This window comes from Vibrio sp. QJM3NY_26 (assembly GCF_057786005.1).
Genome location: NZ_CM173515.1, coordinates 3,421,242 through 3,447,650 on the forward strand (window position 1 = coordinate 3,421,242; position 26,409 = coordinate 3,447,650).

General features: G+C 45.1%; 27 protein-coding genes. 3 read left to right on the top strand and 24 right to left on the bottom strand.

All coding sequences use genetic code 11. The features are described from left to right. The first annotated feature begins 12 nt into the window (after positions 1-12). On the top strand, positions 13-1,854 hold the full coding sequence (gene ilvD, locus AC3CH4_RS15370; RefSeq protein WP_054548317.1) for a dihydroxy-acid dehydratase: 1,842 nt from the start codon (positions 13-15) through the stop codon (positions 1,852-1,854). 2 nt (positions 1,855-1,856) lie between these two features. Beyond that, the gene (gene ilvA / locus AC3CH4_RS15375) at positions 1,857-3,401 is read left to right on the top strand and encodes a threonine ammonia-lyase, biosynthetic (RefSeq protein ID WP_065205706.1); all 1,545 of its coding nucleotides are present in this window, start codon (positions 1,857-1,859) and stop codon (positions 3,399-3,401) included. Positions 3,402-3,498: 97 nt separating this feature from the next. Here ilvA and punR read toward each other — a convergent pair whose 3' ends face one another. Further along, positions 3,499-4,413 (bottom strand): DNA-binding transcriptional activator PunR, encoded by a 915-nt coding sequence (gene punR, locus AC3CH4_RS15380; protein WP_004735746.1) that lies wholly within the window; start codon positions 4,411-4,413, stop codon positions 3,499-3,501. A gap of 163 nt (positions 4,414-4,576) precedes the next feature. Between punR and punC the strand changes: the two genes are divergently transcribed. Next, a complete protein-coding gene (gene punC / locus AC3CH4_RS15385; protein WP_017090728.1) occupies positions 4,577-5,788 on the top strand; it encodes a purine nucleoside transporter PunC in 1,212 nt (403 codons plus the stop codon). Positions 5,789-5,914: 126 nt separating this feature from the next. On the opposite strand, the gene glmU is transcribed toward punC, so the two are convergent. The 23 genes from glmU to AC3CH4_RS15500 all read right to left on the bottom strand — a co-directional run bounded on the left by glmU (position 5,915) and on the right by AC3CH4_RS15500 (position 26,100). Then, the gene (gene glmU, locus AC3CH4_RS15390) at positions 5,915-7,273 is read right to left on the bottom strand and encodes a bifunctional UDP-N-acetylglucosamine diphosphorylase/glucosamine-1-phosphate N-acetyltransferase GlmU (protein WP_488518299.1); all 1,359 of its coding nucleotides are present in this window, start codon (positions 7,271-7,273) and stop codon (positions 5,915-5,917) included. Between the two features lie 184 nt (positions 7,274-7,457). Further along, entirely contained in the window at positions 7,458-7,880 is a 423-nt protein-coding gene (locus AC3CH4_RS15395) for a F0F1 ATP synthase subunit epsilon (RefSeq protein ID WP_004735742.1), read from the bottom strand. Between the two features lie 18 nt (positions 7,881-7,898). Then, entirely contained in the window at positions 7,899-9,302 is a 1,404-nt protein-coding gene (gene atpD / locus AC3CH4_RS15400) for a F0F1 ATP synthase subunit beta (RefSeq protein WP_017077305.1), read from the bottom strand. A 34-nt stretch (positions 9,303-9,336) separates the two neighbouring features. Further along, positions 9,337-10,203: a F0F1 ATP synthase subunit gamma gene (gene atpG, locus AC3CH4_RS15405; protein WP_004735739.1), complete on the bottom strand. Its 867-nt coding sequence runs from the start codon at positions 10,201-10,203 to the stop codon at positions 9,337-9,339. A 48-nt stretch (positions 10,204-10,251) separates the two neighbouring features. After that, entirely contained in the window at positions 10,252-11,793 is a 1,542-nt protein-coding gene (gene atpA, locus AC3CH4_RS15410) for a F0F1 ATP synthase subunit alpha (RefSeq protein WP_004735737.1), read from the bottom strand. Between the two features lie 13 nt (positions 11,794-11,806). Continuing rightward, complete coding sequence (gene atpH, locus AC3CH4_RS15415; RefSeq protein ID WP_004735736.1) at positions 11,807-12,340, bottom strand: F0F1 ATP synthase subunit delta; 534 nt, start codon at positions 12,338-12,340, stop codon at positions 11,807-11,809. A gap of 15 nt (positions 12,341-12,355) precedes the next feature. Further along, positions 12,356-12,826: a F0F1 ATP synthase subunit B gene (gene atpF / locus AC3CH4_RS15420; RefSeq protein WP_017077303.1), complete on the bottom strand. Its 471-nt coding sequence runs from the start codon at positions 12,824-12,826 to the stop codon at positions 12,356-12,358. Positions 12,827-12,884: 58 nt separating this feature from the next. Then, complete coding sequence (gene atpE, locus AC3CH4_RS15425) at positions 12,885-13,142, bottom strand: F0F1 ATP synthase subunit C (RefSeq protein ID WP_004735734.1); 258 nt, start codon at positions 13,140-13,142, stop codon at positions 12,885-12,887. Positions 13,143-13,192: 50 nt separating this feature from the next. Next, positions 13,193-13,990 carry a F0F1 ATP synthase subunit A gene (gene atpB / locus AC3CH4_RS15430; protein WP_004735733.1) on the bottom strand — a complete coding sequence of 266 codons (798 nt, stop codon included), beginning with the start codon at positions 13,988-13,990 and terminating at the stop codon, positions 13,193-13,195. Positions 13,991-13,998: 8 nt separating this feature from the next. After that, positions 13,999-14,388 (bottom strand): F0F1 ATP synthase subunit I, encoded by a 390-nt coding sequence (locus AC3CH4_RS15435; RefSeq protein WP_004735732.1) that lies wholly within the window; start codon positions 14,386-14,388, stop codon positions 13,999-14,001. A gap of 191 nt (positions 14,389-14,579) precedes the next feature. Next, positions 14,580-15,461 carry a ParB/RepB/Spo0J family partition protein gene (locus AC3CH4_RS15440; protein ID WP_054548320.1) on the bottom strand — a complete coding sequence of 294 codons (882 nt, stop codon included), beginning with the start codon at positions 15,459-15,461 and terminating at the stop codon, positions 14,580-14,582. A 23-nt stretch (positions 15,462-15,484) separates the two neighbouring features. Beyond that, positions 15,485-16,258, bottom strand: coding sequence for a ParA family protein (locus AC3CH4_RS15445; protein WP_017077301.1), 774 nt, complete (start codon positions 16,256-16,258; stop codon positions 15,485-15,487). A 14-nt stretch (positions 16,259-16,272) separates the two neighbouring features. Continuing rightward, the gene (rsmG, locus tag AC3CH4_RS15450; protein ID WP_017058801.1) at positions 16,273-16,905 is read right to left on the bottom strand and encodes a 16S rRNA (guanine(527)-N(7))-methyltransferase RsmG; all 633 of its coding nucleotides are present in this window, start codon (positions 16,903-16,905) and stop codon (positions 16,273-16,275) included. Beyond that, positions 16,905-18,800, bottom strand: coding sequence for a tRNA uridine-5-carboxymethylaminomethyl(34) synthesis enzyme MnmG (gene mnmG / locus AC3CH4_RS15455; RefSeq protein WP_054548321.1), 1,896 nt, complete (start codon positions 18,798-18,800; stop codon positions 16,905-16,907). The genes rsmG and mnmG overlap by 1 nt, the downstream gene beginning before the upstream one ends. A gap of 482 nt (positions 18,801-19,282) precedes the next feature. Next, positions 19,283-19,717, bottom strand: coding sequence for an FMN-binding protein MioC (mioC, locus tag AC3CH4_RS15460; RefSeq protein WP_114634140.1), 435 nt, complete (start codon positions 19,715-19,717; stop codon positions 19,283-19,285). 47 nt (positions 19,718-19,764) lie between these two features. Then, positions 19,765-21,126: a tRNA uridine-5-carboxymethylaminomethyl(34) synthesis GTPase MnmE gene (mnmE, locus tag AC3CH4_RS15465; RefSeq protein WP_004735804.1), complete on the bottom strand. Its 1,362-nt coding sequence runs from the start codon at positions 21,124-21,126 to the stop codon at positions 19,765-19,767. Between the two features lie 130 nt (positions 21,127-21,256). Further along, positions 21,257-22,879 carry a membrane protein insertase YidC gene (yidC, locus tag AC3CH4_RS15470; RefSeq protein WP_004735803.1) on the bottom strand — a complete coding sequence of 541 codons (1,623 nt, stop codon included), beginning with the start codon at positions 22,877-22,879 and terminating at the stop codon, positions 21,257-21,259. Between the two features lie 2 nt (positions 22,880-22,881). Next, entirely contained in the window at positions 22,882-23,139 is a 258-nt protein-coding gene (gene yidD / locus AC3CH4_RS15475) for a membrane protein insertion efficiency factor YidD (RefSeq protein WP_004735802.1), read from the bottom strand. Further along, a complete protein-coding gene (gene rnpA, locus AC3CH4_RS15480; RefSeq protein ID WP_017055478.1) occupies positions 23,106-23,429 on the bottom strand; it encodes a ribonuclease P protein component in 324 nt (107 codons plus the stop codon). Before rnpA ends, yidD begins: the two co-directional genes overlap by 34 nt. Positions 23,430-23,474: 45 nt before the next feature. After that, entirely contained in the window at positions 23,475-23,609 is a 135-nt protein-coding gene (rpmH, locus tag AC3CH4_RS15485) for a 50S ribosomal protein L34 (RefSeq protein ID WP_004735800.1), read from the bottom strand. 206 nt (positions 23,610-23,815) lie between these two features. After that, positions 23,816-24,553 (bottom strand): amino acid ABC transporter ATP-binding protein, encoded by a 738-nt coding sequence (locus tag AC3CH4_RS15490; RefSeq protein ID WP_004735798.1) that lies wholly within the window; start codon positions 24,551-24,553, stop codon positions 23,816-23,818. Continuing rightward, positions 24,550-25,221, bottom strand: coding sequence for an amino acid ABC transporter permease (locus tag AC3CH4_RS15495; protein WP_004735796.1), 672 nt, complete (start codon positions 25,219-25,221; stop codon positions 24,550-24,552). The genes AC3CH4_RS15490 and AC3CH4_RS15495 overlap by 4 nt, the downstream gene beginning before the upstream one ends. Positions 25,222-25,350: 129 nt before the next feature. Then, positions 25,351-26,100: an amino acid ABC transporter substrate-binding protein gene (locus AC3CH4_RS15500; RefSeq protein WP_054548324.1), complete on the bottom strand. Its 750-nt coding sequence runs from the start codon at positions 26,098-26,100 to the stop codon at positions 25,351-25,353. Positions 26,101-26,409 lie beyond the last annotated feature (309 nt).

The following is a 26,409-nucleotide window of genomic DNA, read 5'->3' on the forward strand; positions in this document are numbered from 1 at the left end:
AGGATTTAAACAATGCCAATCTATCGTTCAGCAACGACAACCCACGGACGCAACATGGCTGGTGCGCGCGCTTTATGGCGTGCAACTGGCGTAAAAGACGATGACTTCGGTAAGCCGATCATCGCGGTTGTAAACTCTTTCACTCAATTTGTTCCAGGCCACGTTCACCTTAAAGATATGGGTCAGCTGGTTGCGGGTGAAATAGAGAAAGCGGGCGGTATCGCTAAAGAATTCAACACCATCGCAGTCGATGATGGTATCGCAATGGGCCACGGCGGCATGCTGTACTCACTGCCATCACGTGAGCTTATTGCAGACTCAGTAGAATACATGGTCAATGCACACTGTGCGGACGCAATGGTGTGTATCTCTAACTGTGACAAAATCACTCCGGGAATGATGATGGCTGCAATGCGCCTTAACATCCCAGTGATCTTTGTATCAGGCGGCCCAATGGAAGCAGGTAAAACCAAGCTTTCAGATCAAATCATCAAGCTCGACCTTGTTGATGCAATGATCCAAGGTGCCGATCCAACGATTTCAGATGAGCAAAGTGAGCAAGTAGAACGTTCTGCATGTCCAACCTGTGGTTCATGTTCAGGTATGTTCACAGCTAACTCCATGAACTGTCTAACAGAAGCACTTGGCCTATCTCAGCCTGGTAACGGTTCTATGCTAGCGACGCACGCAGACCGTGAAGAACTGTTCATCAATGCCGGTAAGCGCATAGTTGATCTAACCAAGCGCTACTACGAGCAAGACGACGAATCAGCACTGCCACGCAACATCGCAAACCGCGCAGCCTTTGATAATGCGATGGCGCTTGATATCGCAATGGGTGGTTCTAGTAACACAGTACTTCACCTTTTAGCGGCCGCTCAAGAAGGCGACATTGATTTCGATATGGATGATATCGATGCGATGTCTCGCCGTGTTCCACACCTATGTAAAGTGGCACCTTCAACACCGAAATACCACATGGAAGACGTTCACCGTGCTGGTGGCGTAATGGCTATCCTAGGTGAGCTTGATCGTGCTGGCCTACTGAATAATCAAACTCGCACCGTACTTGGCTTAAGTATGCAAGAGCAGCTCGCTCAATACGACATCATGCAAACAGAAGACGAAGCCGTGCTTAAGTTCTTCCGTGCAGGTCCTGCAGGCATCCGTACCACCAAAGCCTTCTCACAAGATTGCCGTTGGGATCGTCTAGATGACGACCGCAAAGAAGGTTGTATTCGTACCAAAGAGAACGCATTCAGCCAAGAAGGAGGCCTAGCGGTACTTTCAGGTAACATCGCCGTTGATGGTTGTATCGTTAAGACCGCGGGTGTTGATGAAGAAAACCTTAAATTCCAAGGTCCTGCAATCGTATTCGAAAGCCAAGATACGGCAGTAGAAGGCATCTTAGCGGGTAAAGTAAAAGCAGGCGAAGTGGTTGTCATTCGTTACGAAGGTCCTAAAGGCGGCCCAGGTATGCAAGAAATGCTGTACCCAACGACTTACCTAAAATCGATGGGTCTAGGCAAGTCTTGTGCTCTTCTAACCGATGGTCGTTTCTCTGGTGGTACATCAGGTCTGTCTATCGGTCACGCTTCTCCAGAAGCAGCAAGCGGTGGTGTAATTGGTCTAGTGAACACAGGCGATATCATCACTATCGATATCCCTAGCCGCTCAATCACGCTTGATGTTCCAGAAGCAGAACTAGAAGCGCGTCGTGTTAAGCAAGATGCTCTAGGCTGGAAACCAGAAAACCGTCAACGTGAAGTATCTTTCGCACTGAAAGCTTACGCAAGTATGGCGACCAGTGCCGACAAAGGCGCTGTGCGTGATAAGTCTAAGCTTGAGGGCTAACTATGAGTGATGACACCTCCAGTCCCAAAAAACAAAGTGGCGCAGATTATCTGCGCCAGATCCTGAGAGCTCCGGTTTACGAAGCGGCAATCGTGACACCTCTGCAAGATATGCCACGCTTAAGCGCTCGTATCGGTAATCAGGTTCAGCTAAAACGAGAAGACCGTCAGCCGGTACACTCGTTTAAGCTGCGCGGTGCTTACAACATGGTTTCAAGCCTTTCTGAACAACAGAAAGCAGCCGGTGTTATCGCAGCATCCGCAGGGAATCACGCACAAGGAATGGCGTTATCTGGCTCTAAGTTGGGTATTCAAACCACAATCGTGATGCCAAAAACGACACCGGATATCAAGGTTGATGCAGTACGCGGATTTGGCGGCAAAGTGGTTTTACACGGCAGTAATTTTGATGAAGCGAAAGCGGAAGCGGAACGTCTGTCGGCTGAACATGGCTTCACCTTTGTTCCTCCTTTCGATCACCCACTCGTGATTGCAGGGCAAGGTACGATGGGTATGGAGATGCTGCAGCAAAACGGCCACATGGATTATATCTTTGTACCGGTTGGTGGTGGTGGCTTAGCCGCTGGTGTTGCAGTGCTTATCAAACAACTGATGCCAGAGATTAAAGTGATTGCGGTAGAGCCTGAAGACTCGGCTTGCTTGAAAGCAGCACTGGATGCGGGTGAACCAGTGGTACTGGATCAGGTCAGCATGTTTGCTGATGGTGTTGCGGTTAAACGCATTGGTGAAGAAACCTTCCGTCTTTGCCAACAGTACATTGATGGTCATATTACCGTCTCCAGCGATGAAATTTGCTCTGCGGTAAAGGACATCTTTGAAGATACCCGTGCAATTGCTGAGCCTTCAGGAGCGCTTGCTCTGGCTGGCTTGAAGAAGTTTGCAGAACAAAACCAACTGCAAAATAAGCAACTAGCAACGGTACTGTCTGGTGCGAACACCAACTTCCACGGTCTGCGTTATGTCTCTGAACGTTGTGAATTGGGTGAGAAGCGAGAAGGTCTACTTGCGGTGACGATTCCAGAGCGACAAGGTGCGTTCCTAGAGTTCTGTAACATTATTGGTGGTCGAGCGGTGACTGAGTTTAACTACCGCCACAACGACGAAAGCCTAGCGAATATCTTCGTTGGTGTACGTCTGCAAGGTGGACAAGAAGAGCTCGAGCACATCATCAATGACCTACGTGAAGGCGGCTACCCGGTTGTCGATCTCTCAGATGATGAGATGGCAAAACTGCACATTCGCTACATGATTGGCGGTAAACCATCGAAACCTCTGAAAGAACGCCTATACAGCTTTGAGTTCCCAGAATACCCAGGTGCATTGATTAAATTCCTTGATACCTTAGGGACTCACTGGAATATCAGCCTGTTCAACTATCGTAACCACGGTGCCGACTACGGTCGTGTGCTGTGTGGCTTCGAGCTCGGTGATGACGATTTAGCTCAGTTCTCTACACACTTAGAAGAACTTGGCTACCAGTGCAAAGATGAAACAGACAACCCTTCCTACAAGTTCTTCTTGTCTTAAGAGTTAAGCTATCGAACCAAAAAGAGCGAGTATTAACTCGCTCTTTTTATTTGAGCGTTTCCGATAAACCTCACACGATCTTATTTCAAATAGATCATTAAAGTGCTTTACGATGATCTAACCAATCTTGGTGAAGCTGTTCACTTGATCCTAGATATTTGACCATCCATTCGATCAATTTATGGTTATCGTCTTTTCGCCACACCAAACAACAGTGACTCTGTGGGCTAGGCTCTGGTAATATTTTTTCCACCAGCAAGCCTTGTTCGATAATAGGCGCGGCAATATGCCTTGGCATGTAACCCACCCCAACACCATTCTTGAGGCACTCTATCGCACTGTACCAGTTCGGTAATAGAAGACGTCTCTGACTCGCATAATGGCCAGTGTGACGCTTTGGCAGTACGCTAGAGGTATCATCCAAGCAGATCGCAGGATACTGGCTAACAAAGGCTTCATTAAGGTTTTGCTCTCGCACACACGGATGACTGGGTGACATTACAAATGCCCAATCTAACCGCCCCATATCCTTAACTTCAAAGTCACCGCCAACCGGAATCGCCGAAGTGGCGCCAATGACGACATCGGCCCTACCCTGTGCAATGGCTTCCCAAGAACCATTAAACACTTCCATGTTGATCTGCAGCTCAGCGAACTCAAAGGTTTGATAAAACTCTTCAATCATCGGCTTCATCTTGTCGAGCTTAACCACGTTATCAAGGGTTAGACGTAAGGTTTTCTTCCAACCACGCGCAGCTCGGCGAGTTTGCGCACTGAGTTCTTCCATCTGTCTCAGCAGTTGACGAGCCTCTTCAATAAACAACTCCCCAGCAGGCGTCAGCTCTACTTTTCTTGGTAAGCGTCTGAAAAGTAGAACATCAAGCTCTTGCTCTACCTGCCTAACCCCATAGCTGATCGCCGATGGCACTTTGTGCAATTGCTCTGCAGCCGCAGTGAAGCTGCCCAAGCGAGCAACGGTATCAAGCATTTCTAACGAGGATTTAGAGAACATAAGCCTTCAAATTTTTTGATTGATAACTACATATTTTAGCGTTTTATTTTATCAGCTCTGAAAAATAGAATGTCAGCATAAATAAACAGGGGTTCTTACTCCTGAATATCTAACAATTTTTTTGATGATAAAAACATCACTACCTTTAGCTTAATGGCATCTTATGAATATTTCTAAATTTCAATTGGTCTACCTTGCAGTTCTTTCCATGCTTGGCTTTATTGCGACCGATATGTACCTTCCTGCATTTAAGGCAATGGAAGTCGATTTTGCAACCGGCCCTGAGCAGATTGCTCTGTCTCTAACCGTATTCCTTGGTGGTATGGCAATGGGTCAGCTTCTTTGGGGTCTGGCGAGTGACAAGTATGGTCACCGTAATACGCTAGCGGTTGGTCTTGTTATCTTTACTGCAGCTTCATTCGGCTTAGCATTCAGTACCGAAGTATGGCACCTACTAACGCTGCGCTTCATTCAAGCGATCGGTGTGTGTGCGCCTGCGGTAATCTGGCAAGCAATGGTTATTAAGCGTTACTCTCAAAGCAGCAGCCAGCAAATTTTTGCGACTATCATGCCTCTAGTAGCACTATCTCCAGCATTAGCACCGCAACTGGGTGTGTTGCTAGCAGACAGCTTTGGTTGGCACAGTATCTTTATCACACTGACGCTAATGGGCGCATTGTTGATCGCAACGACCATGGCTCAACCAAAAGAAGCGCCAGAAGTAAAACAAACGTCGATCAAAACCGATATCAAAGCACTGCTTCATTCAAAGCCTTACATGGGTAATGTGTTGATGTTTGCTTCTGCGTCAGCAGCGTTCTTCGCTTACCTAACCGGTATGCCAGAGATCATGGCCCAACTGGGTTATGAAGCAAAAGACATCGGCTTGAGCTTTATCCCACAGACAATCGCATTCATGGCGGGTGGTTACTTCGGTAAGCAGGCTGTGAAGAAGTATGGCGATGGTGTCGTACTAAGAAATCTTATTGGTTTGTTTAGTGTTGCCGCATTACTGATTTTCATTGCATCACAATGGGAACTGACTTCGATCTGGCCTCTACTAGCACCTTTCTGTCTAATTGCCGTAGCGAATGGCGCACTTTACCCAATCGTAGTAAACCGTGCCCTATCAAGCGCGAAACAGAGCCCTGCGACAGCGGCTGGCTTACAAAACAGCCTGCAAATCAGTATTAGTGGCCTAGCAAGTGCATTGGTTGCAGCAATGGCAAGCCAAGCACTAAGCGCAACAGGAATAGCGGTAGTGATTTGTTTAGGTGCATTGTGGGTTGGCTATATTGTTTCGAATAAAGAGCTTTCTGAACACTTCGCAACACCGGATAACTCTCGAGTAGTTGCTGACGATAAACAAGACTAGTTTCTCGTTTAACGAAAACAAAAAAGAGCGAGTAATCTCGCTCTTTTTTTATATCTAAAGTTATTTAGAAAGCAGCCAGTAGTATTGCGACTGGCTTGTATCAGAATATCTTTTGGACATTAGTACTTACTTCTTAGTTGGACGTTTCCAATCAGCAATCTTACGTTCTTTAGCACGGCTGATAACTAACTCATTTTCAGAAACATCACGAGTTACTGTAGAGCCAGCACCAACGGTAGCGCCATTACCAATAGTAACTGGAGCAATTAATTGACTATCTGAGCCAACGAATACGTCATCGCCAATGATGGTCTTAAATTTGTTCGCACCGTCGTAGTTACAAGTAATCGCACCCGCACCCACATTTACACGTTGACCGATCTCAGCATCACCTAGGTAAGTAAGGTGATTCGCTTTAGAGCCTTCACCAAGGCGAGTATTCTTCATTTCGACAAAGTTACCAACGTGCGAGTTATTACGCATGTCAGCACCAGGACGTAGACGAGTGAAAGGACCAACTGTACAGTCTTCACCGACCGTTGCACCTTCAATTACACTGTATGGACGCACGATGGTGTTGTCATCGATCTCACAGTCTTTCAATACACAACCGGTGCCGATAACCACGTTGTCGCCAATGCTTACGCTACCTTCAATGATAACGTTAGTATCAATCTCAACATCCATACCGCACTGCAATTCACCGCGTAGATCAAAGCGGCTTGGGTCGCGTAGCATAACGCCTTGCTTCAATAGTTTGTCGGCTTGCTCTGCTTGGTAAGCGCGCTCTAAACGAGCCAGTTGAGAGCGGTCGTTCACGCCTTCAACTTCAATTGGGCTTACTGGGTGTACAGCTTCTACAGCACGACCTTCATCGTGAGCCGCTGCAATAACGTCAGTCAGGTAGTATTCACCTTGTGCGTTATCGTTGCTTAAGCCAGACAACCAACGCTTCAGATCGCCACCAGTCGCCACCATAACGCCAGTGTTGATCTCTTTGATAAGCTTCTGCTCATCCGTTGCGTCTTTTTGTTCAACGATAGCGACAACAGGACCATTACGACGAATAATGCGACCGTAGCCCATTGGGTTGTCTAACACGACCGTAAGTAGCGCGATGCCACCATTTGGTTGAGCGTCTAATAGGTTTTCAATGGTTTGAGGTGAAATCAATGGAACATCACCGTATAGCACTAGTACTTTTTCATCATCAGCGAAATGTGCAGATGCCTGATCCACAGCGTGGCCAGTACCCAACTGCTCAGCTTGCAGTGCCCAGTTTACCGATTCTTCAGCTAAAGTAGCCTTCATCTGATCACCACCGTGACCGTAAACCAAGTTGATGTTTTGAGCACCAAGACCATTACATGTATCGATAACATGTTTAACCATCGGCTTACCCGCAAGAGTATGCAGAACCTTTGGTGTGTTTGAATACATGCGAGTGCCTTTGCCCGCTGCGAGAATTACCGCACTAAACTTCATTGTAAACCTATCCAACATTATTTTTATTAAGCCGATATTGTAACCGTTTTTAGCCAAAAAATTAAATATCAATGGCAACTAAACCATTACTGATACGTAAAACTGAACATTTCCGTGATTCCAGAAAAGCAAAAAGGCGACCCTAAGGTCGCCTTTATTACAGAACCAATAATCTTATAAAAGATTAACGGCGCTGTTTTGTCAGTTCGATAACTCGTAACTGAGCAATGGCTTTAGCCAGTTCACCGGCCGCTTGTGCGAAGTCTATGTCGCCATGCTGATTTTGGATATTCTCCACAGCCTTGCGTTTAGCTTCTTCCGCCTTTGCTGCGTCTAGTTCTTCACCACGGATAGCCGTATCAGCCAGTACAGTCGCTGTACCAGGTTGAACTTCTACCATACCACCAGAAACATAAATAATTTCTTCGTGGCCGTGCTGCTTAACAATACGCACCATACCAGGCTTGATAGCGGTCAGCAGTGGAGTGTGACCATGGAAAATACCAAGCTCACCCTCACTACCGGTCACCTGAAACGTCTCAACAAGGCCTGAGAAAATTTGTTTCTCTGCACTTACAACGTCTAGGTGAAAGGTTATTGCTGCCATATCGCCTCCTAGTTAGCCTTATAGCTTCTTAGCATTCTCAATAGCTTCGTCAATTGCACCACAGTACATGAACGCTTGCTCTGGAATGTCATCGTATTCACCAGATAGAAGACCTTGGAAGCCACGTAGAGTCTCTTTAAGAGGTACGTAAACGCCTGGGTCACCTGTAAATACTTCCGCTACGTGGTAAGGCTGAGTTAGGAACTTCTCAATCTTACGAGCACGAGATACAACTTGCTTATCTTCTTCAGATAGCTCGTCCATACCTAGGATAGCAATGATATCTTTCAGCTCTTTATAGCGCTGAAGAGTAGACTGAACGCCACGAGCGATGTCGTAGTGCTCTTGTCCAACTACCAATGGATCCAGTTGACGTGAAGTAGAATCTAGCGGGTCGATCGCTGGGTATAGACCCATAGATGCGATATTACGGTTAAGTACTACCGTTGCATCTAAGTGAGCGAACGTTGTTGCTGGAGACGGGTCAGTCAAGTCATCCGCAGGTACATATACCGCCTGTACAGACGTGATAGAACCAGCTTTAGTTGACGTGATACGCTCTTGTAGAACACCCATTTCTTCAGCTAGTGTAGGTTGGTAACCTACCGCAGAAGGCATACGACCTAGAAGTGCTGAAACTTCAGTACCTGCTAGTGTGTAACGGTAGATGTTATCAACAAACAGTAGAACGTCACGACCTTCGTCACGGAAGCGCTCAGCCATTGTTAGACCAGTCAGTGCAACACGTAGACGGTTACCTGGTGGCTCGTTCATCTGACCGTAAACCATCGCTACTTTTGATTCTTCAGGGTTTTCGATGTTTACAACACCTGCTTCCTGCATCTCAAAGTAGAAATCGTTACCTTCACGAGTACGCTCACCTACACCTGCAAATACAGATAGGCCTGAGTGTTGAAGTGCGATGTTGTTGATAAGTTCCATCATGTTAACGGTCTTACCTACACCAGCACCACCGAATAGACCGATTTTACCACCCTTAGCGAATGGACAAATCAAGTCGATTACTTTAACACCAGTTTCTAGAAGAGAAGTCTCGTTAGACTGCTCTTCGTAGCTTGGAGCTTCGCGGTGAATTGCGTAATGCTCTTCAGCACCGATTTCACCACACTCATCAATTGCGTCACCTAGGACGTTCATGATACGACCAAGTGTCTTAGTACCTACTGGTACCGAGATTGGAGCGCCAGTATTTTCAACTGTCAAACCACGACGTAAACCATCAGAGCTACCCATTACGATTGCGCGTACTACGCCACCGCCAAGTTGTTGCTGAACTTCAAGAACTAGACGTTCTGTCACTTCATTAACATTCAGAGCATCGTATACACGAGGTACTTCGCCCTGTGGGAACTCTACGTCGACTACCGCACCAATGATCTGTACGATCTTACCTGTAGCCATCGTTAATCCTCTAACTATTTAGTTTTACCTAAGCTTAAACCGCAGCTGCGCCTGAAACGATCTCAGAAAGTTCTTGTGTAATCGCCGATTGACGGGCTTTGTTATACACAAGTTCTAAGTCATCAATAATGTCACCAGCGTTATCTGTTGCTGATTTCATTGCAATCATTCGAGCTGCTTGCTCACAAGCAAGATTCTCGACCACACCTTGATACACTTGAGATTCGACGTATCGAACTAATAGTGCATCTAGTAGTGGTTTTGGCTCGGGCTCATAAATGTAGTCCCAAGAATGACTGCGTTTCATTTCTTCGCTGTCTGATTTAGGCAAAGGAAGTAATTGATCGATCGTTGGTTCTTGAACCATAGTGTTTTCAAATCTGTTAAACACTACGAACAGGCGATCCAATTCACCTTCATCATATTTCTTCAGCATAACGCTTACAGAGCCAATCAAGTCTTCAAGGCTTGGACGATCGCCCAGACCAGAAACTTGAGCTGCTACTTTCGCGCCGCTGTTATTGAAAAATGCTGTTGCTTTAGAACCTACAATTGCAAGCTCTACATCAGCACCTTTCTCAGACCAATCTTTCATGTCGTTCATAGCTTTTTTGAACAAGTTAATGTTCAAACCACCACAAAGACCACGGTCTGTAGAAACGATGATGTAACCAACACGTTTGGCTTCACGTTCCTCAAGATAAGGATGCTTATACTCGAGGCTACCATTAGCCAAATGACCGATCACTTTACGCATTGTTTCTGCATATGGACGAGTAGCTTCCATTGCGTCTTGAGAACGACGCATTTTCGAAGCTGCTACCATTTCCATTGCTTTCGTAATCTTCTGTGTGCTTTTAACACTACCGATTTTATTACGTATCTCTTTTGCGCCGGCCATCGTTACTCTCCGTTAATGGTATGAGGTGGCCCTAAGACCACCTACCAATTACCAGGTCTGGGTTGCCTTGAAATCGTCAACAAGCTTCTTCAGCTCAGCTTCGATTTCTTTGTTGAAAGCACCCGTTGCGTCGATCTGTGTTGCTAGATCAGCGTATTGACCACGAGCAAACGACAGTAAAGCAGCTTCAAAATCTAGAACTTTAGACAGTTCTACGTCTTGAAGGTATCCACGCTCTGCAGCGAAGATTACTAGAGCTTGGTCAAATACAGACATAGGAGCATATTGTTTCTGCTTCATCAGTTCTGTAACTTTTTGACCGTGGTCTAGTTGCTTTTTGGTCGCTTCATCAAGATCCGATGAGAACTGTGCAAATGCTGCAAGTTCACGGTATTGAGCTAGAGCAGTACGGATACCGCCAGATAGCTTCTTGATGATTTTAGTCTGCGCCGAACCACCTACACGAGAAACTGAGATACCAGGGTCAACAGCTGGACGTACGCCCGCGTTGAATAGTTCAGTTTGTAGGAAGATCTGACCATCAGTAATCGAGATTACGTTCGTTGGTACGAATGCAGATACGTCACCAGCTTGCGTTTCGATGATAGGAAGAGCAGTTAAAGAACCAGTCTTGCCTGTCACTTCACCGTTAGTGAACTTTTCTACGTATGCTTCGCTTACACGAGCAGCACGCTCTAGTAGACGAGAGTGAAGGTAGAAAACATCACCAGGGAACGCTTCACGACCAGGTGGACGCTTAAGTAGTAGTGAAATTTGACGGTAAGCTACCGCTTGCTTAGATAGATCATCATAAACAATCAGTGCATCTTCGCCGCGATCACGGAAGTATTCACCCATCGCACAACCAGCATACGGTGCAAGGTATTGCAGCGCAGCAGATTCAGAAGCAGATGCAACAACAACAACAGTGTTAGCCAGTGCGCCGTGCTCTTCTAGTTTGCGAACTACGTTAGCAATAGTCGACGCTTTTTGGCCGATAGCTACGTAGATAGAGAAAATACCAGAGTCTTTCTGGTTGATAATCGCATCGATCGCCATTGCTGTTTTACCAGTCTGACGGTCACCGATTACTAGTTCACGTTGACCACGACCGATAGGGATCATTGAGTCAACTGACTTGTAACCAGTTTGAACAGGTTGATCTACCGATTTACGGTCGATTACACCTGGTGCGATAATTTCTACAGGCGAAGTTAGTTTCGCTTCGATAGGACCTTTACCATCAATTGGCTCACCTAGCGTGTTTACAACACGACCAAGCATTTCAGGACCTACTGGTACTTCAAGAATACGACCAGTACCTGTAACTTTCATGCCTTCCTGTAGGTCAGCATACGGGCCCATTACAACAGCACCAACCGAATCACGGTTCAAGTTTAGTGCTAGCGCGTAACGGCCACCCGGTAGTTCGATCATTTCACCTTGCATCACGTCCGCTAGGCCGTGGATGCTAAGGATGCCATCGCTTACAGAAACGATAGTACCTTCATTGCGAGCTTCACTAACAACGTCGAAAGATTCAATACGTTGTTTAATTAGATCGCTAATTTCAGTGGAATTAAGTTGCATGCTCCAATCCCCATTAAGACTGCAATGCATCGCTCAGGCGGTCTAAACGACTGCGCGCTGAGTTATCGATGACTAGGTCTCCGGCTCGAATAATAACTCCACTAAGTAGAGTCTCATCTATACTGCAATTCAGCTGAACTTTGCGCGCTAGGCGCAGTTCCAATTTGCTGATGATGCTTGTGCGCTGTTCTTCAGAAAGTTCAACCGCTGAAGTAACGTCAACGTCGATTTCTTTCTCGTGCTCTTGTTTAAGCAATAAGAACTGTTTACAAACATCAGGAAAGGCCATTAAACGACCATTCTCTGCCATCACTTTAATTAAGTTCTGGCCGAATTCATCAAATTGTTCGCCACAAATTACAATGAATATTTCAGCTAACTTTTCAGCAGTCATTGAACTGCTTAATAAATTATGAACATCATCATTTTGTGCCACTTCGGCAGCAAAAGTAAGCATTTGACCCCATTGGTCTAGCTCACCTTTATCTACCGCAAAGTCAAACGCTGCTTTAGCATAGGGGCGTGCGATTGTAGTCAAATCAGACATATACAGCCCCTTGCTTTAAAGTTTTGCAGTAATGTTGTTAAGAAGATCATTGTGTACATCTTTATCGATTGTACGCTCAAGGATTTTCTCAGCACCAGCTATAGCCAGAGTTGCGACTTGTTTGCGCAGGTCATCACGGGCACGTGTGCGTTCAGCTTCAATTTCAGCTTCAGCTTGCGTTAGGATCTTCTGGCGTTCTGCCTGAGCCTCTTCGCGAGCTTCATCAATAATTTGAGCTTTACGTTTGTTTGCCTGATCAATAACCTCAGTTGCAGTGCGCTTCGCTTCCTTCATTTGCTCAGAAGCGTTGGCTTGTGCCAGGTTCAAGTCTTTAGCAGCGCGTTCAGCGGCTACAAGACCGTCAGCAATTTTCTTCTGACGTTCTTCAATTGCTTGCATGATTGGTGGCCATACATATTTCATGCAGAACCAAACAAACAGCGAAAAAGCAATTGCTTGACCTAACAGAGTTGCGTTCATATTCACAACAGCTACTCCTCGTTAAGAATCAACTACAAAAATTTAATTAACTATTAAGAGTTAATTAGCCTGCTAGCTGACTTACAAATGGGTTAGCAAACGTGAATAGTAGTGCGATTACGATACCGATCATTGGAACAGCATCCAGTAGACCAGCGATGATGAACATCTTAACTTGTAGCATTGGAGCCATTTCAGGTTGACGCGCAGCGCCTTCTAGGAATTTACCACCAAGAATAGCAAAACCAATTGCAGTACCTACGGCACAAAGACCAACAATGATAGCAACAGCGATTGCTGAAAAACTTAGTACAGTTTCCATTTACGTTCTCCGATTAACATTAATAGTTAGAATAAAGCTTAAAATTTTTTTTAGTGATCACTATCTTCATGGGCCATTGATAGGTAAACGATTGTCAACATCATGAAAACAAACGCTTGAATCAAAATAACCAAGATATGGAAGATAGCCCAAGGTAGTGCACCTACCCATTGTAAGTACCACGGTAGCATTGCCGCGATAAGAATAAACACCACCTCACCCGCAAACATATTACCAAATAAACGCATACCTAGAGATAGTGGCTTCGCTAATAGCGAAATTACCTCAAGTACCAAGTTAAATGGAATCATGATTGGGTGATTAAATGGATGCAGTGCCAATTCTTTAGCAAATCCGCCTAAGCCTTTTACTTTGATGCTGTAGTAGATCATCAGAGCAAAAACACCTAAAGCCATTGCCATTGTTATATTTACATCAGCTGTAGGAACCACTTTCAAGTAAGGGATACCTAGCCAATGCTCTGCAGGATACGGTAAGAAATCGATAGGCACTAAGTCCATCAAGTTCATTATGATAATCCAGCAGAATATAGTCAGTGCTAATGGAGCTACCAGAGGATTGCGGCCATGGAAAGTTTCTTTAACGTTGTCGCCAACGAATTCCACTACCATTTCAACAAAACACTGAAGCTTACCAGGTACACCTACTGTTGCTTTCTTAGCGACTGAGCGAAAAACCCAAAGGAATAACACCCCTGTCAGCACAGAAAAAAACAGACTGTCTATATGTACGTTCCAGAAACTTGTTTCCTCTACAAGACCAAACTTAGCTAAAGAAAGGTTTTGTAAATGGTGTTCAATGTATCCGGATGCTGTTGGCGCAGCCATAACTCATCCTATTTTTTATTGTTAATGAAAAGCACTGGCGCAAAGATATTAATACCTAGAACCAGTAAATAGGTCAGTTTGAGGGGAATTAATTCCACCTGCATATACATGTAGACAATAGAGAATAGTAAAACTGTGATTAAGATTTTGAGCACTTCGCCAGCATAGAACGACGCCGCAACTAACTTAGTTGCACGAGCTCCACAAAATAGGAAAGCACACACACAAAAAACTACATTCGCGATGACAAAAATACCGCCACCGATTAATGCAGCAAAACCCCAATCAGGATTAACAGCTAAACCTAACCCTATCGCCACTAATATAACCGCGCTAAGCTCGATCAATAACATTTGCTTTGCAAGCACTCGTCCTGGTCTTGCTAACGCCGCTACCATGTATTCGTTCCTCTTTAAGCCCACTTTACCACTCGCTTATAAGCGTGCTGAGAAATTGGCGAAAATTATACGTTCAGCCAAATTGATTGCAATCACAATGCAGCAATCTTTTACATTTTTGCATACAAACCGACAACTTTTGTACGAAATTACTTGTTTATTACATAATTGACCTAAATCAATTATCTCATTTAGTACTCTAGTTTAGCAATAAGTTGCTCTAATTTGTGAGGCTCATCAATAGTAATCGTCACTTTTGACTTACCGCTAACAGAACGAGTAACTGAAACGTTTGCTTGCAATTTTTCCGTGAGTCTTCGTGAAAGTTCGATAGCTTCTGTGTCTTCAGGCTTCGATTCTGGTTCAACGTCTGGTTTTAAGCACTTTTTGACAAGCTGCTCAGTTTGACGCACGGTCATTTTTTTGGTTGCCGCAGTGTTGGCTGCTTCAATCTGGGTATCACCTTCAAGCGCAAGCAATGCTCGAGCATGACCCATTTCCAGTTGTTTATTGGAAACTAAACCTTTTACTTCATTTTCTAGCTGATTTAGACGTAATAAGTTACTAACCGTTGCTCTCGATTTACCGATCACTTCGGCGACTTGTTGATGTGTCAGCTCGAATTCGTTCTGTAAGCGCTCTAGCGCTTGTGCTTCTTCGATAACATTCAAGTCTTCTCGCTGAATGTTCTCAATCAATGCCATCGCAATCGCAGCTTTGTCTTCAACCTTCTTGACCAAGCACGGCACCTGTTTTAAGCCAGCTTGACGAGCAGCTCTCCAACGGCGCTCACCAGCGATAATCTCATATTGACCATACGCTAAAGGACGCACGACGATAGGTTGGATAATACCTTGAGATTGAATAGATGCGGCCAGCTCTTCTAGCGCTTCTGGCGCCATATCCTTACGCGGTTGATATACACCTGGCTTCAAGCTACCGATAGCAATCTCTGTGAACTCACCTTCTGCAGACAAAGCCTGACTATGAGAAGCAACTTGTTGTTTTTCACGAGCCAATGAGCTAGTTGCAAGCAATGCATCTAACCCTTTTCCTAAACCACGCTTAGACATTGAGCGAATTCCTTTGGTTAGACCTATACTGGGACTTCTTCACGACGCAACATTTCGCCAGCAAGAGCAAGATATGCCTTAGCACCTGCGGAATACTTGTCGTAGTACATTGCTGGCTTGCCATGACTCGGCGCTTCTGCCAAACGTACATTTCGAGGGATCACAGTTCGGTAAACTTTGCTACCGAAGTGTTTTTTGAGTTGATCAGAGACTTCATTCGATAAGCGGTTACGAGGATCATACATTGTACGAAGAAGACCTTCGATCTTCAGATTCTCGTTTACTACCGCAGCGAGCTTACTGATGGTATCCATCAACGCAGTCAAACCTTCCAAAGCAAAATATTCACATTGCATAGGAACCAATACGGAATCGGCCGCAGCCATCGCGTTGATTGTAAGAAGGTTTAATGAAGGTGGGCAATCAATAAAGATGAAATCATAGTTGTCGCGAATGGATTCGAGTGCGTTTTTTAAACGAACTTCACGAGCAAATACTTCCATTAACTTGATTTCTGCCGCAGTCACATCACCGTTTGCGGCGATGAGGTCATAATTGCCAGATGTACTTCGGCAAACTACCTCATCAAATGGGGTGTCTTCAACCAGCAAATCGTAAGCAGTTGCTTCAACTTGATACTTATCGACACCGCTCGCCATAGTGGCATTACCTTGAGGATCGAGGTCAACAACCAATATCTTGCGTTTTGTTGCCGCCATTGATGCTGCCAAATTAATGCAAGTTGTTGTCTTTCCTACGCCGCCCTTCTGGTTGGCAATTGCTACGATTTTACCCACTATGGCCTCGCTGATTATCCCTGACGCGATAAAGTAACTAGATGACGCTCTCCATCAAGCTCTGGCACTTGCAAAGCTTTAATGTCTGTCACTGAACACCATTCAGGTAACAGGTCGATTTCGTCTCTAGGATGTTGTCCCTTAAGAGCCAAAAATACACCGGATTGCTCTTTAGGTAAATGGTGACACCACTCTACCATGTCTGTCATTGACGCAAATGCGCGACTGAGCACGGCATCAAACTTTTCTTCGGGTTGAAATTCTTCAACACGACTTTGAACCGGCACCACGTTGTCGATGCCCAATTCATGAATCACTTGTTTAATAAAACGAATACGCTTACCTAGGCTATCGAGCAAGTAAAACTCGCAGTCAGGGTTCATGATTGAGAGCGGAATCCCAGGAAGACCAGGGCCTGTACCTACATCAATAAAGCGCTTGCCTTGTAAGTGAGTGCTAACAATGATGCTATCTAAGATATGTTTCACCATCATTTCTTGCGGGTCACGAACTGACGTTAAGTTGTAAGCCTTGTTCCACTTGTTCAGTAACTCAACGTAGCCAACCAATTGGCCACGTTGCTTTTCAGATACTTCAAGTTCAGTCTGGCCAATCAGGTGATCCAGTTTTTCGCGTAATGCACTCATTATGCTTCCTCACCCTTTTTCAGCAGGCCGTGTTTTTTCAAATAAACCAACAGAATTGAGATTGCTGCAGGCGTAATACCTGAAATTCGAGAAGCAATACCAATTGAGTCAGGCTTAGCAGTCGTTAGTTTAAGAACCACTTCGTTAGAAAGTCCTTTCACCTTGCTGTAATCGATATCAGCAGGCAATTTGGTATTTTCATGACGCAGTGATTTTTCAATTTCGTCTTGTTGACGCTGGATATAACCATCGTACTTCACTTGGATCTCAACTTGCTCGGATGCTTGTTGATCTTCCAATGCCGGGCCAAAACGATCCAATGCCGTTAGCTGTGAATAAGTCATTTCAGGGCGACGAAGAAGATCTTCACCGCTTGCTTCACGAGACATAGGTGTTTTAAGAATTTGGTTCAGTTGATCAACATCTTCAGATTTTGGATTAATCCACGTTTCTTTTAGACGTTGACGTTCCTTCTCCATGTTTTCTACTTTCTCGTTGAATCGAGCCCAACGAGCATCATCCACCAAGCCAAGCTCACGCGACTTCTCAGTCAAGCGGATATCAGCGTTATCTTCACGAAGTAACAAACGGTATTCCGCACGAGACGTGAACATACGGTAAGGTTCTTTGGTACCCATCGTCGATAGATCATCAATAAGAACGCCCATGTAAGCTTGGTCACGACGCGGGCTCCAGCCCTCTTTGCCTTGTGTAAACAAACTTGCATTCAGGCCAGCCATCAAGCCTTGTGCTGCCGCTTCTTCGTAGCCAGTGGTACCGTTGATTTGACCGGCAAAGAATAGACCCTTAATAAACTTAGTTTCGTAAGTCAGCTTAAGGTCACGAGGATCAAAGAAATCATACTCGATCGCATAGCCTGGGCGGACGATATGAGCATTTTCAAAACCTTTCATTGAGTGAACGATTTTTACCTGAACATCAAATGGCAGACTTGTCGAGATACCATTCGGGTATAGCTCATGGGTCGTCAGACCTTCAGGTTCAATGAAAATCTGGTGACTGTTCTTGTCAGCAAAACGCATCACTTTGTCTTCAATCGATGGACAGTAGCGCGGGCCAATACCTTCAATCACGCCCGCGTACATTGGGCTGCGATCGAGATTGGCGCGAATAACGTCATGCGTATTTTCGTTGGTATGCGTGATGTAGCATGGAATTTGGCGAGGCTGTTGAGCTCGGCTACCCATGAACGAGAATACAGGTGTTGGGTTATCACCGTGCTGAACCTCTAACTCTGAAAAATCAACGCTACGTGCATCGATACGAGGAGGTGTACCCGTTTTCAGGCGATCAACTCGGAATGGAAGATCACGAAGACGGTCAGCCAGTGCGATCGATGGTGGATCACCAGCGCGACCGCCTGAAGAACTTTCCATACCAATATGGATCTTTCCACCTAGAAATGTACCGACCGTCAGTACCACTGCGTTAGCGCGGAACTTAAGGCCCATCTGTGTAACAACACCCACCACTTGATCCTGTTCAACGATCAAGTCATCAACCGATTGTTGAAACAGAGTTAGGTTTGGTGTGTTTTCAAGAACATTTCGAACAAAGGCTTTGTAAAGCGCGCGGTCAGCTTGTGCACGAGTTGCACGTACCGCAGGACCTTTTGATGCGTTTAACGTTCTGAACTGAATACCTGCATGATCAATAGCTTGCGCCATTAATCCACCCATTGCATCGACCTCTTTTACCAAGTGGCCCTTACCGATCCCGCCAATAGCAGGGTTGCAAGACATTTGTCCCAACGTATCGATATTATGAGTGAGTAGTAACGTACTTTGACCAGTACGTGCAGATGCGAGTGCGGCTTCCGTTCCTGCATGGCCACCACCAACAACGATGACGTCAAATTTTTCGTGATAAAGCATGAACCGACCTCGGGTATTCAAACGTTTTCTAGATTGATAAAAAGGAGCGATATTCTACCTGTTTTCATAGCTTGAGAAAACGTTTTTGGGATTTTTCGATAAAGCTGTTTTTAATTAATATAGATAAGATCTTTATAGAGATCTTTTATTATATCTATTATTAGGATCGAGGATGTCTGTGGATAAGTCAAAAATGATCAACAAGATCATGGATCTTTTTTGGATCAAAGTATGTGATCTAACTTTGATCATGATGAGGATTAGCTGGGATCAAAATGGCTACTTATTCACAGGGGAGAATTGGCTTGAAAGTTGTTATTTGGATAACTATAGGTTAATCACCGTATATGTATGATCTTATCCACAGAGAAAATTGAGGTTTTTGTTTTAATTTTCGAATTTTTTTCAAAAAAGTTATTCACAGTCACGATATTCAGAGACAAAAAAAGCGGCATAAGCCGCTTTTGGGGGAAATTGAGGGACTAGAACTGGTCACTATGATCGTTAAACCACTCTTCAGCTGCATCCTCAGGTACCGGAGTTTCCAATACATCGATGGTAAAGCAGTCTGAAATAGGCTGTGCACCGAGTTTTTTCAGTTGGCTGTGGACTGATTTTCCCGCAGAACAGAAGGTATCGTAACTTGAATCACCAAGTGCGATAACAGCATAACGAATAGCACTTAAATCTGGAGATTCTTGAGTCAATGCGTTGATCAACGGTTGGATATTATCAGGAAAATCGCCCGCACCATGTGTTGATGTCACCACTAACCAAGTACCTTGCTGAGGGATATTATTGTATTCAGGCTGATTATGAAGTTCTATCTCGTGCCCTTGAGCCTCTAGAAGATCGTTAAGGTGATCGCCAACGTATTCAGCGCCACCTAAGGTGCTGCCTGTAATAATGTGGATCATTAAGCTGTCCTTACAAAAGAAAAGGCCAGCGTAAGCCAGCCTTTATGTTATTTACCGATACAGAATGAAGAGAAGATTCGACCTAAAAGATCATCGGAACTGAACTCGCCTGTGATCTCATTGAGGTGCTGTTGGGTGATACGAAGCTCTTCTGCTAATATCTCTCCGGCCATGTAGCCTTCAAGCTGCTGTTGCCCAATATCAAGGTGCTCCGATGCGCGTTCTAGTGCATCCAAGTGGCGGCGGCGCGCCATAAAGCCACCTTCATGACCACCAGCAAAGCCCATGCAATCCTTGAGATGGCTACGAAGAGCGTCGACACCTTGGCCTGTTTTTGCTGATAAGCGAATCAGGGTTGGATCGTTAACATGACAAATGCCTAACTCTTCACTGGTTTGATCCGCTTTATTACGAATTACCGTCATTCCGATGTTGTCTGGTAGACGATCAACGAAATCTGGCCAGATATCTTTCGGGTCTGTTGCGTCTGTTGTCGTGCCATCAACCATAAATAAAACTCGGTCTGCCTGAGCAATTTCTTCCCAAGCGCGTTCAATACCGATTTTTTCTACTTCATCAGAGGCATCACGCAGGCCTGCGGTATCGATAATGTGCAGTGGCATACCGTCAATATGGATATGTTCACGCAATACATCACGTGTAGTGCCGGCAATATCGGTCACAATCGCAGATTCTTTGCCAGACAGCGCATTCAATAGGCTCGATTTACCGGCATTTGGGCGACCTGCAATCACGACCTTCATGCCTTCACGCATGATCGCACCTTGATTCGCTTCTTGACGTACAGCCTCGAGGTTATCGATGATAGCCTGTAAGTCAGTACTGACTTTACCGTCAGCAAGAAAATCAATTTCTTCTTCTGGGAAATCGATCGCTGCTTCAACGTAGATTCTTAAGTAAATAAGAGAATCTACAAGCGTATTAATGCGTTTAGAGAATTCGCCTTGTAGCGATTGAAGCGCCGATTTTGCTGCTTCTTCTGAGCTGGCATCAATTAAGTCAGCAATCGCTTCGGCTTGAGTTAAATCCATCTTATCGTTCAAAAAGGCACGTTCTGAAAACTCACCTGGACGCGCTGCACGTACGCCTGAAATGGCTAGGATGCGTTTGATTAGCATATCCATAACCACTGGGCCGCCGTGGCCTTGCAACTCTAATACGTCTTCGCCAGTAAACGAGTGCGGGTTAGGGAAGTAAAGCGCGATGCCTTGATCGAGTTCGATGCCATCGTCAGATTTAAACGGTAGGTACTCAGCGTAGCGAGGCTTGAGTGTTTTTCCTGTTACTTCTAGGGCAACCTGAGTCGCCAATGGGCCGGAAACGCGGATAATACCGACGCCACCACGGCCGGGCGCGGTCGCTTGAGCAACAATCGTATCTGTAGTCATAGTTGTGCCTGCTAGCATGTGAGAGCCAAAAAGGGGCGTTCACGATTAATCAATTAGCTGAATTGTAATCAGCTAAAAACAAAAAGGCGACCTTTTGGTCGCCTTTCTTTATCTCTTTCTATTATCGAACTTACTTAGAATGTAAGCCTTTCTTTTCCAGCGCGCGGTAGATAAGCGTTTGCTGAATCAGAGTTACGATGTTCGATACTAGCCAGTAAAGAACCAGACCTGAAGGGAAGAACAGGAAGAAGAATGTAAACATAACCGGCATAAAGGTCATGATCTTCTGCTGCATTGGATCCGTTACAGTTGTCGGGCTCATCTTCTGGATTAGGAACATTGAAGCACCCATCAGAAGTGGCAAGATGTAGTATGGGTCTTGTGCTGAAAGGTCAGTAATCCAACCGAAGAACGGTGAGTGACGCAGTTCAACAGATTCCATTAGTGCCCAGTATAGCGAAATGAAGATAGGCATTTGTAAGATGATAGGTAAACAGCCACCAAGTGGGTTTACTTTCTCTTTCTTGTACAGCTCCATCATTTCTTGGCTCATACGTTGACGGTCGTCGCCAATACGCTCACGCATTGCAGTCAGCTTAGGCTGAAGCATACGCATTTTCGCCATAGACGTGTACTGAGCTTTCGTTAGTGGGTACATCGCACCACGAACGATAAACGTTAGACAGATGATTGCTAGACCCCAGTTCACAACGATGCCTTGAATGAACGAAAGCAGAGTATGAAGTGGTTTAGCAATGAACCATAACCAACCGTAGTCAACTACTAGGTCTAGGTTTGGTGCTACAGCAGCCATTTGGTCTTGAAGTTTAGGACCAACCCAAAGCGTTGCTTTAAAGCTTGCTTCGTCGCCAGTAGCGATGGTTTTGTTCGGCATGCGAACACCAATGTCGCCAAGGTTACCAATGACACGAGTGTAAAGGTTGCTGCCTGCTTCATCGCGTGGGATCCAAGCACTTGCAAAGTAGTGCTGAATCATCGCTGCCCAACCTTGACCATTGGCTAGGTTAAGAGACAGGTTGCGATCTTGCATGTCGTCGAAGCTGTATTTTTTGTAACGCGTATCTTCCGTAGAGTAAGCACCACCGCGGTAAGTTGGCATTGTTAAGCTACCGCCGTCATCCATAACGTTTTGACGTAGGTGAGCGTACATGCCGAATGTCGCGTTAGTACCAGAGTTGTTGACTACATCGTATTCAACATCCATTGCGTAGCTGCCACGCTTAAGGACGAATGTTTTCGTGTAATCAAGGCCGTTCGCTTGGTAAGTCATCGGGATGCGTAGTTCATCCTGACCATCAGCAAGCGTGAAGCTGTCTGCTGAAACTGTGTAGCTAGGGCGGTTAGTGCTGCTTAAATCGATACCTTGAGGGCCAACTAGACCGCTTTGCGCGATAAATTGGTGACCAGGTTCGTTCTTAAGAAGAACAAATGTATCTTCAGAATCAAACTCAGCAGAGTAATCATTTAGGTTTGCTTGAACGACATCACCACCAACCGTATCAATTGACAGAGTCAGTACATCAGTTGTTACTGTGATAGTTTTTGCAGAAGCGACTTGTTGGCCCGGAGCTGGGTCTAAGTCATCTGCATAAGATGGCGCTGGTAGGGTGCTGCCAGATTGTGCCTGCTCAATCGCTTGTGGAGCTGGGTTCTGAGCTACGTTCCATTGTTGGAACAGTAGGAAAGAAACCAAAGCCAATGCGATTAACAGGATATTACGTTGAGAATCCATCGTTATTTATCTCTGTCTTGTTTTTGGACTGGTGGAACGGGGTCAAAGCCCCCTTCGTTCAAAGGATGGCATTTTAATAGACGTTTGCCTGATAACCAACACCCTTTTACAAAACCGTGAGCTTTCAACGCTTCTATCGCATATAAAGAGCAGGTTGGAGTAAATCGGCAGCGTGGGCCGATGAGTGGACTAATAAACCATCTATAAAAATAGATGGGTATTAGCGCTATCCACGCGAAGGGCGAGACAGGCGAAGCCATAATTTGTCGAGTAGCTTGAACATTTCTTCATTGCTTAAATCTTGCGCGCTCTTCTTAGCGATTACAACAAAATCTTTGTTAGGAAGTTTGTGTTGAGTGTTACGAAAGCTTTCACGAGTAAGACGCTTGAATCGGTTACGACCCACGGCGGTTTTAATCTGCTTTTTCGGAACAGCTAATCCAAGGCGAGGATTTGAAAGAGAGTTATTTCGGGCAATGATGGTGAAATGAGGGGAGCCTGCTCGATGAGCTTGCTTGAAGACATTCTGATAATGTTCGGGAGTTAACAAGCGTAACTCCCGACCGAAGGCTAGCTTATTCAAAATAATCAAAGATTACTTAGAAAGACGCTTACGGCCTTTTGCACGACGTGCATTGATTGTTGCGCGACCGTTCTTAGTAGCCATGCGAGCACGGAAACCGTGAGTACGCTTACGCTTTAGAACTGTAGGTTGAAAAGTGCGTTTCATTGTAATTACCTTACTGATCAGTAGTTTTAGGTTTTTGTTAAACCCGGCGTGGGCATTTTTTCTCTTCTTTATATAAGAAAGGAAAACCGACGCCTCTCAACAAAGAGGCGGAATTGTAATCACTGTCACAAAAAGTGTCAATGATTGGGTTAACTAAAATTCCGGTCGGGGGATTATACGTAGAATAACTAAAATCACAAGGATCCTTATTCGATCCCGACCTTATTTAAGAATTTCTTTAATTTAGGATCCTGTGGATTACCAAAAATATCCTGTGGAGATCCCTGTTCGACAATGTGACCATCAGCCATGAAGATCACTCGGTCTGCGACCTCTCTAGCGAACTGCATTTCATGGGTAACCACCAGCATGGTTTGATGCTGATTTGCCAGTTTTTTCATTAAGTTAAGCACTTCGCCAACCCACTCAGGATCGAGCGCTGAAGTAGGCTCATCAAACAATAAAAGCTCTGGTTGTAGAGCCATCGCACGGCCAATACCAACACGCTGCTGCTGGCCACCAGAGAGCGCTGCTGGATAGCTATCTGTTTTTTCTCCTAGGCCAATATCATCGAGTATTTGTTGTGCTTTTTCATGAGCTTGCTGCTTTTTCCAACCACGAACGGTAATCAAACCTTCGGCAATATTCTGCCTTGCCGTTTGGTGAGCGAACAGTGCATAGTTTTGGAACACAAAACCGGTCTTACGGCGCAGTGCAAGCACCTCTGCTTTAGTGTGTTTCTGAGTATCAACCTTGATATCATCAATTGAAATCGTACCTTGATCGGCTTGCTCTAGAAAATTCACACAACGCAGCAGGGTAGACTTACCCGTACCACTTGAACCTATGATGACAATTATCTCACCTTGCTTGATTTCGAGGTCGATCCCTTTCAATACTTCGGTGTCACCAAACTGCTTGTGGATATTTTGTAATTTGATCATCGTACATACGCCTTATTCAGTTTCACTTCGGCCCAAATTTGAATACGAGTGAGGATAACCACCACGCCCCAGTAAATCAGCGCGACTGCTAAAAAAGCTTCGAAGAAGCGGAAACTTGAAGAAGCTTCCATCTGAGCTTTAGCCATGATTTCGGCTACACCTAGGGTGAATGCAAGTGAAGTCGACTTAATCATGTCGATGAAATAGTTCATTAAAGAAGGCAGTGCCACACGTGTCGCTTGCGGCAAGATCACTCGACGCATGGCTTGGCTGGTTGTCATACCGACTGATAGGCTTGCTTCCATTTGGCTACGATCGATACCGATAATCGCGGCACGAATACTTTCAGCCATGTAAGCAGCAAAGTGTAAGGTTAAGCCGATAACCGCGGCGCCAAACGCATCAAGTCCAACCATCCACGGAAACACTTGTGGTAGGCCATAGTATAGAAGAAACAGTTGCACCAGCAGTGGCGTGCCTCGGAAGAAGCTAATATACAGCTGGCTAAGCTGGTCGAGTACTGGGATTTTGAATACACGAATGTTCGCCAGTATCAAAGATAGAATTAGGGCGAAAAATAAGCCCCAGATTGCCATCTCCATAGTGGTGCCTAAATACTTCAGCAGTATTGGCAACAGACCTAGCATGTAATTAAAGTCAAATCCCATAATCTATCTCATATTTTTATTGGAAGTATTGTTTGGAAATACTGTTATATCAGGCTTTTTAATCAGTGCACAAAAGCAAAAAGCCCACCGCTGTGTAAAGCAGTGGGCCTTAAATGGGAAAGTGAGTCGTTACTTCTGAGTAATGTCCGCACCAAACCATTTCTGAGAGATACTTTCTAGCGTACCATCTGCGCGCATTGCTGCTAATGCTTCGTTTACTTCTGCTTGCAGTTTTTGACCGTTGTCATTGTTTACGAAAGGCCAAGCATTTTCGATTGTCTCGAATGGTTGTCCTGCTAGCTGTAATGGTAGACCAGTCTTCTTGATAAGCTCTAGTGCTGATAGGCGATCCATTACGAATGCGTCGGCACGACCAAGAGCGACATCATGTTCAATACCGGTATCGTAGGTTTTGACATTGATTTTGCCTTCTTTGTCGTAGCTGCGCAGCAGTTGCTCAAAGTTTGAGCCAAGGTTTACCGCAACCGTCTTACCATCTAGGTCTTCGATACCTTTAATGCTGTCATTACCTTTACGAACGGTAATTTGTGCACCGTCTACTACGTAAGGGTCTGCGAATAGGTATTTCGCTTTACGTGCATCCGTTATTGTAATTTGGTTTGAAATGGTATCGATTCGACCCGTTTCAAGAAGACCAAACAGACCAGAGAAGTTTGCCGTTACGTATTCAACGCTATAGTCATTACGTTTACCGATCTCATCCCATAAATCCACTTCAAAACCTTGTAGTTGGTCTTGTTTAACGAACGTAAATGGGAAGTAGCGACCAGACATGCCGACTTTAACTTCAGTCGCGGCTTGAACAGTAGCAGCAGAGAGTGCGATAGCCGCAATTGCAGCCTTAATCCAGTTATTCATTTGGTAACTCCTTATATTTATAGGGTTGGATGTTACTGGGAAAATGCTCAATAGAATAAATAACCAGATGTTATTAACCATAACCAGATCGTATTCTCGATTTGGGGATAACTAGCAAGGATCCGGGCATAAGTGGATCGTTGTGTGAGTAAAGTAGGGGCAAGATGTGTGGATCCATCCAGTTTTGCACTATTTATTGTGAATAACTTGGATCTTATTCACTGGATCTGTGATCAATTGCTGGTGATCTGACTTATCAACAGGTAAAATTAGCGGTCATTTCATATAACTTAAATAGAGTGGGGCACC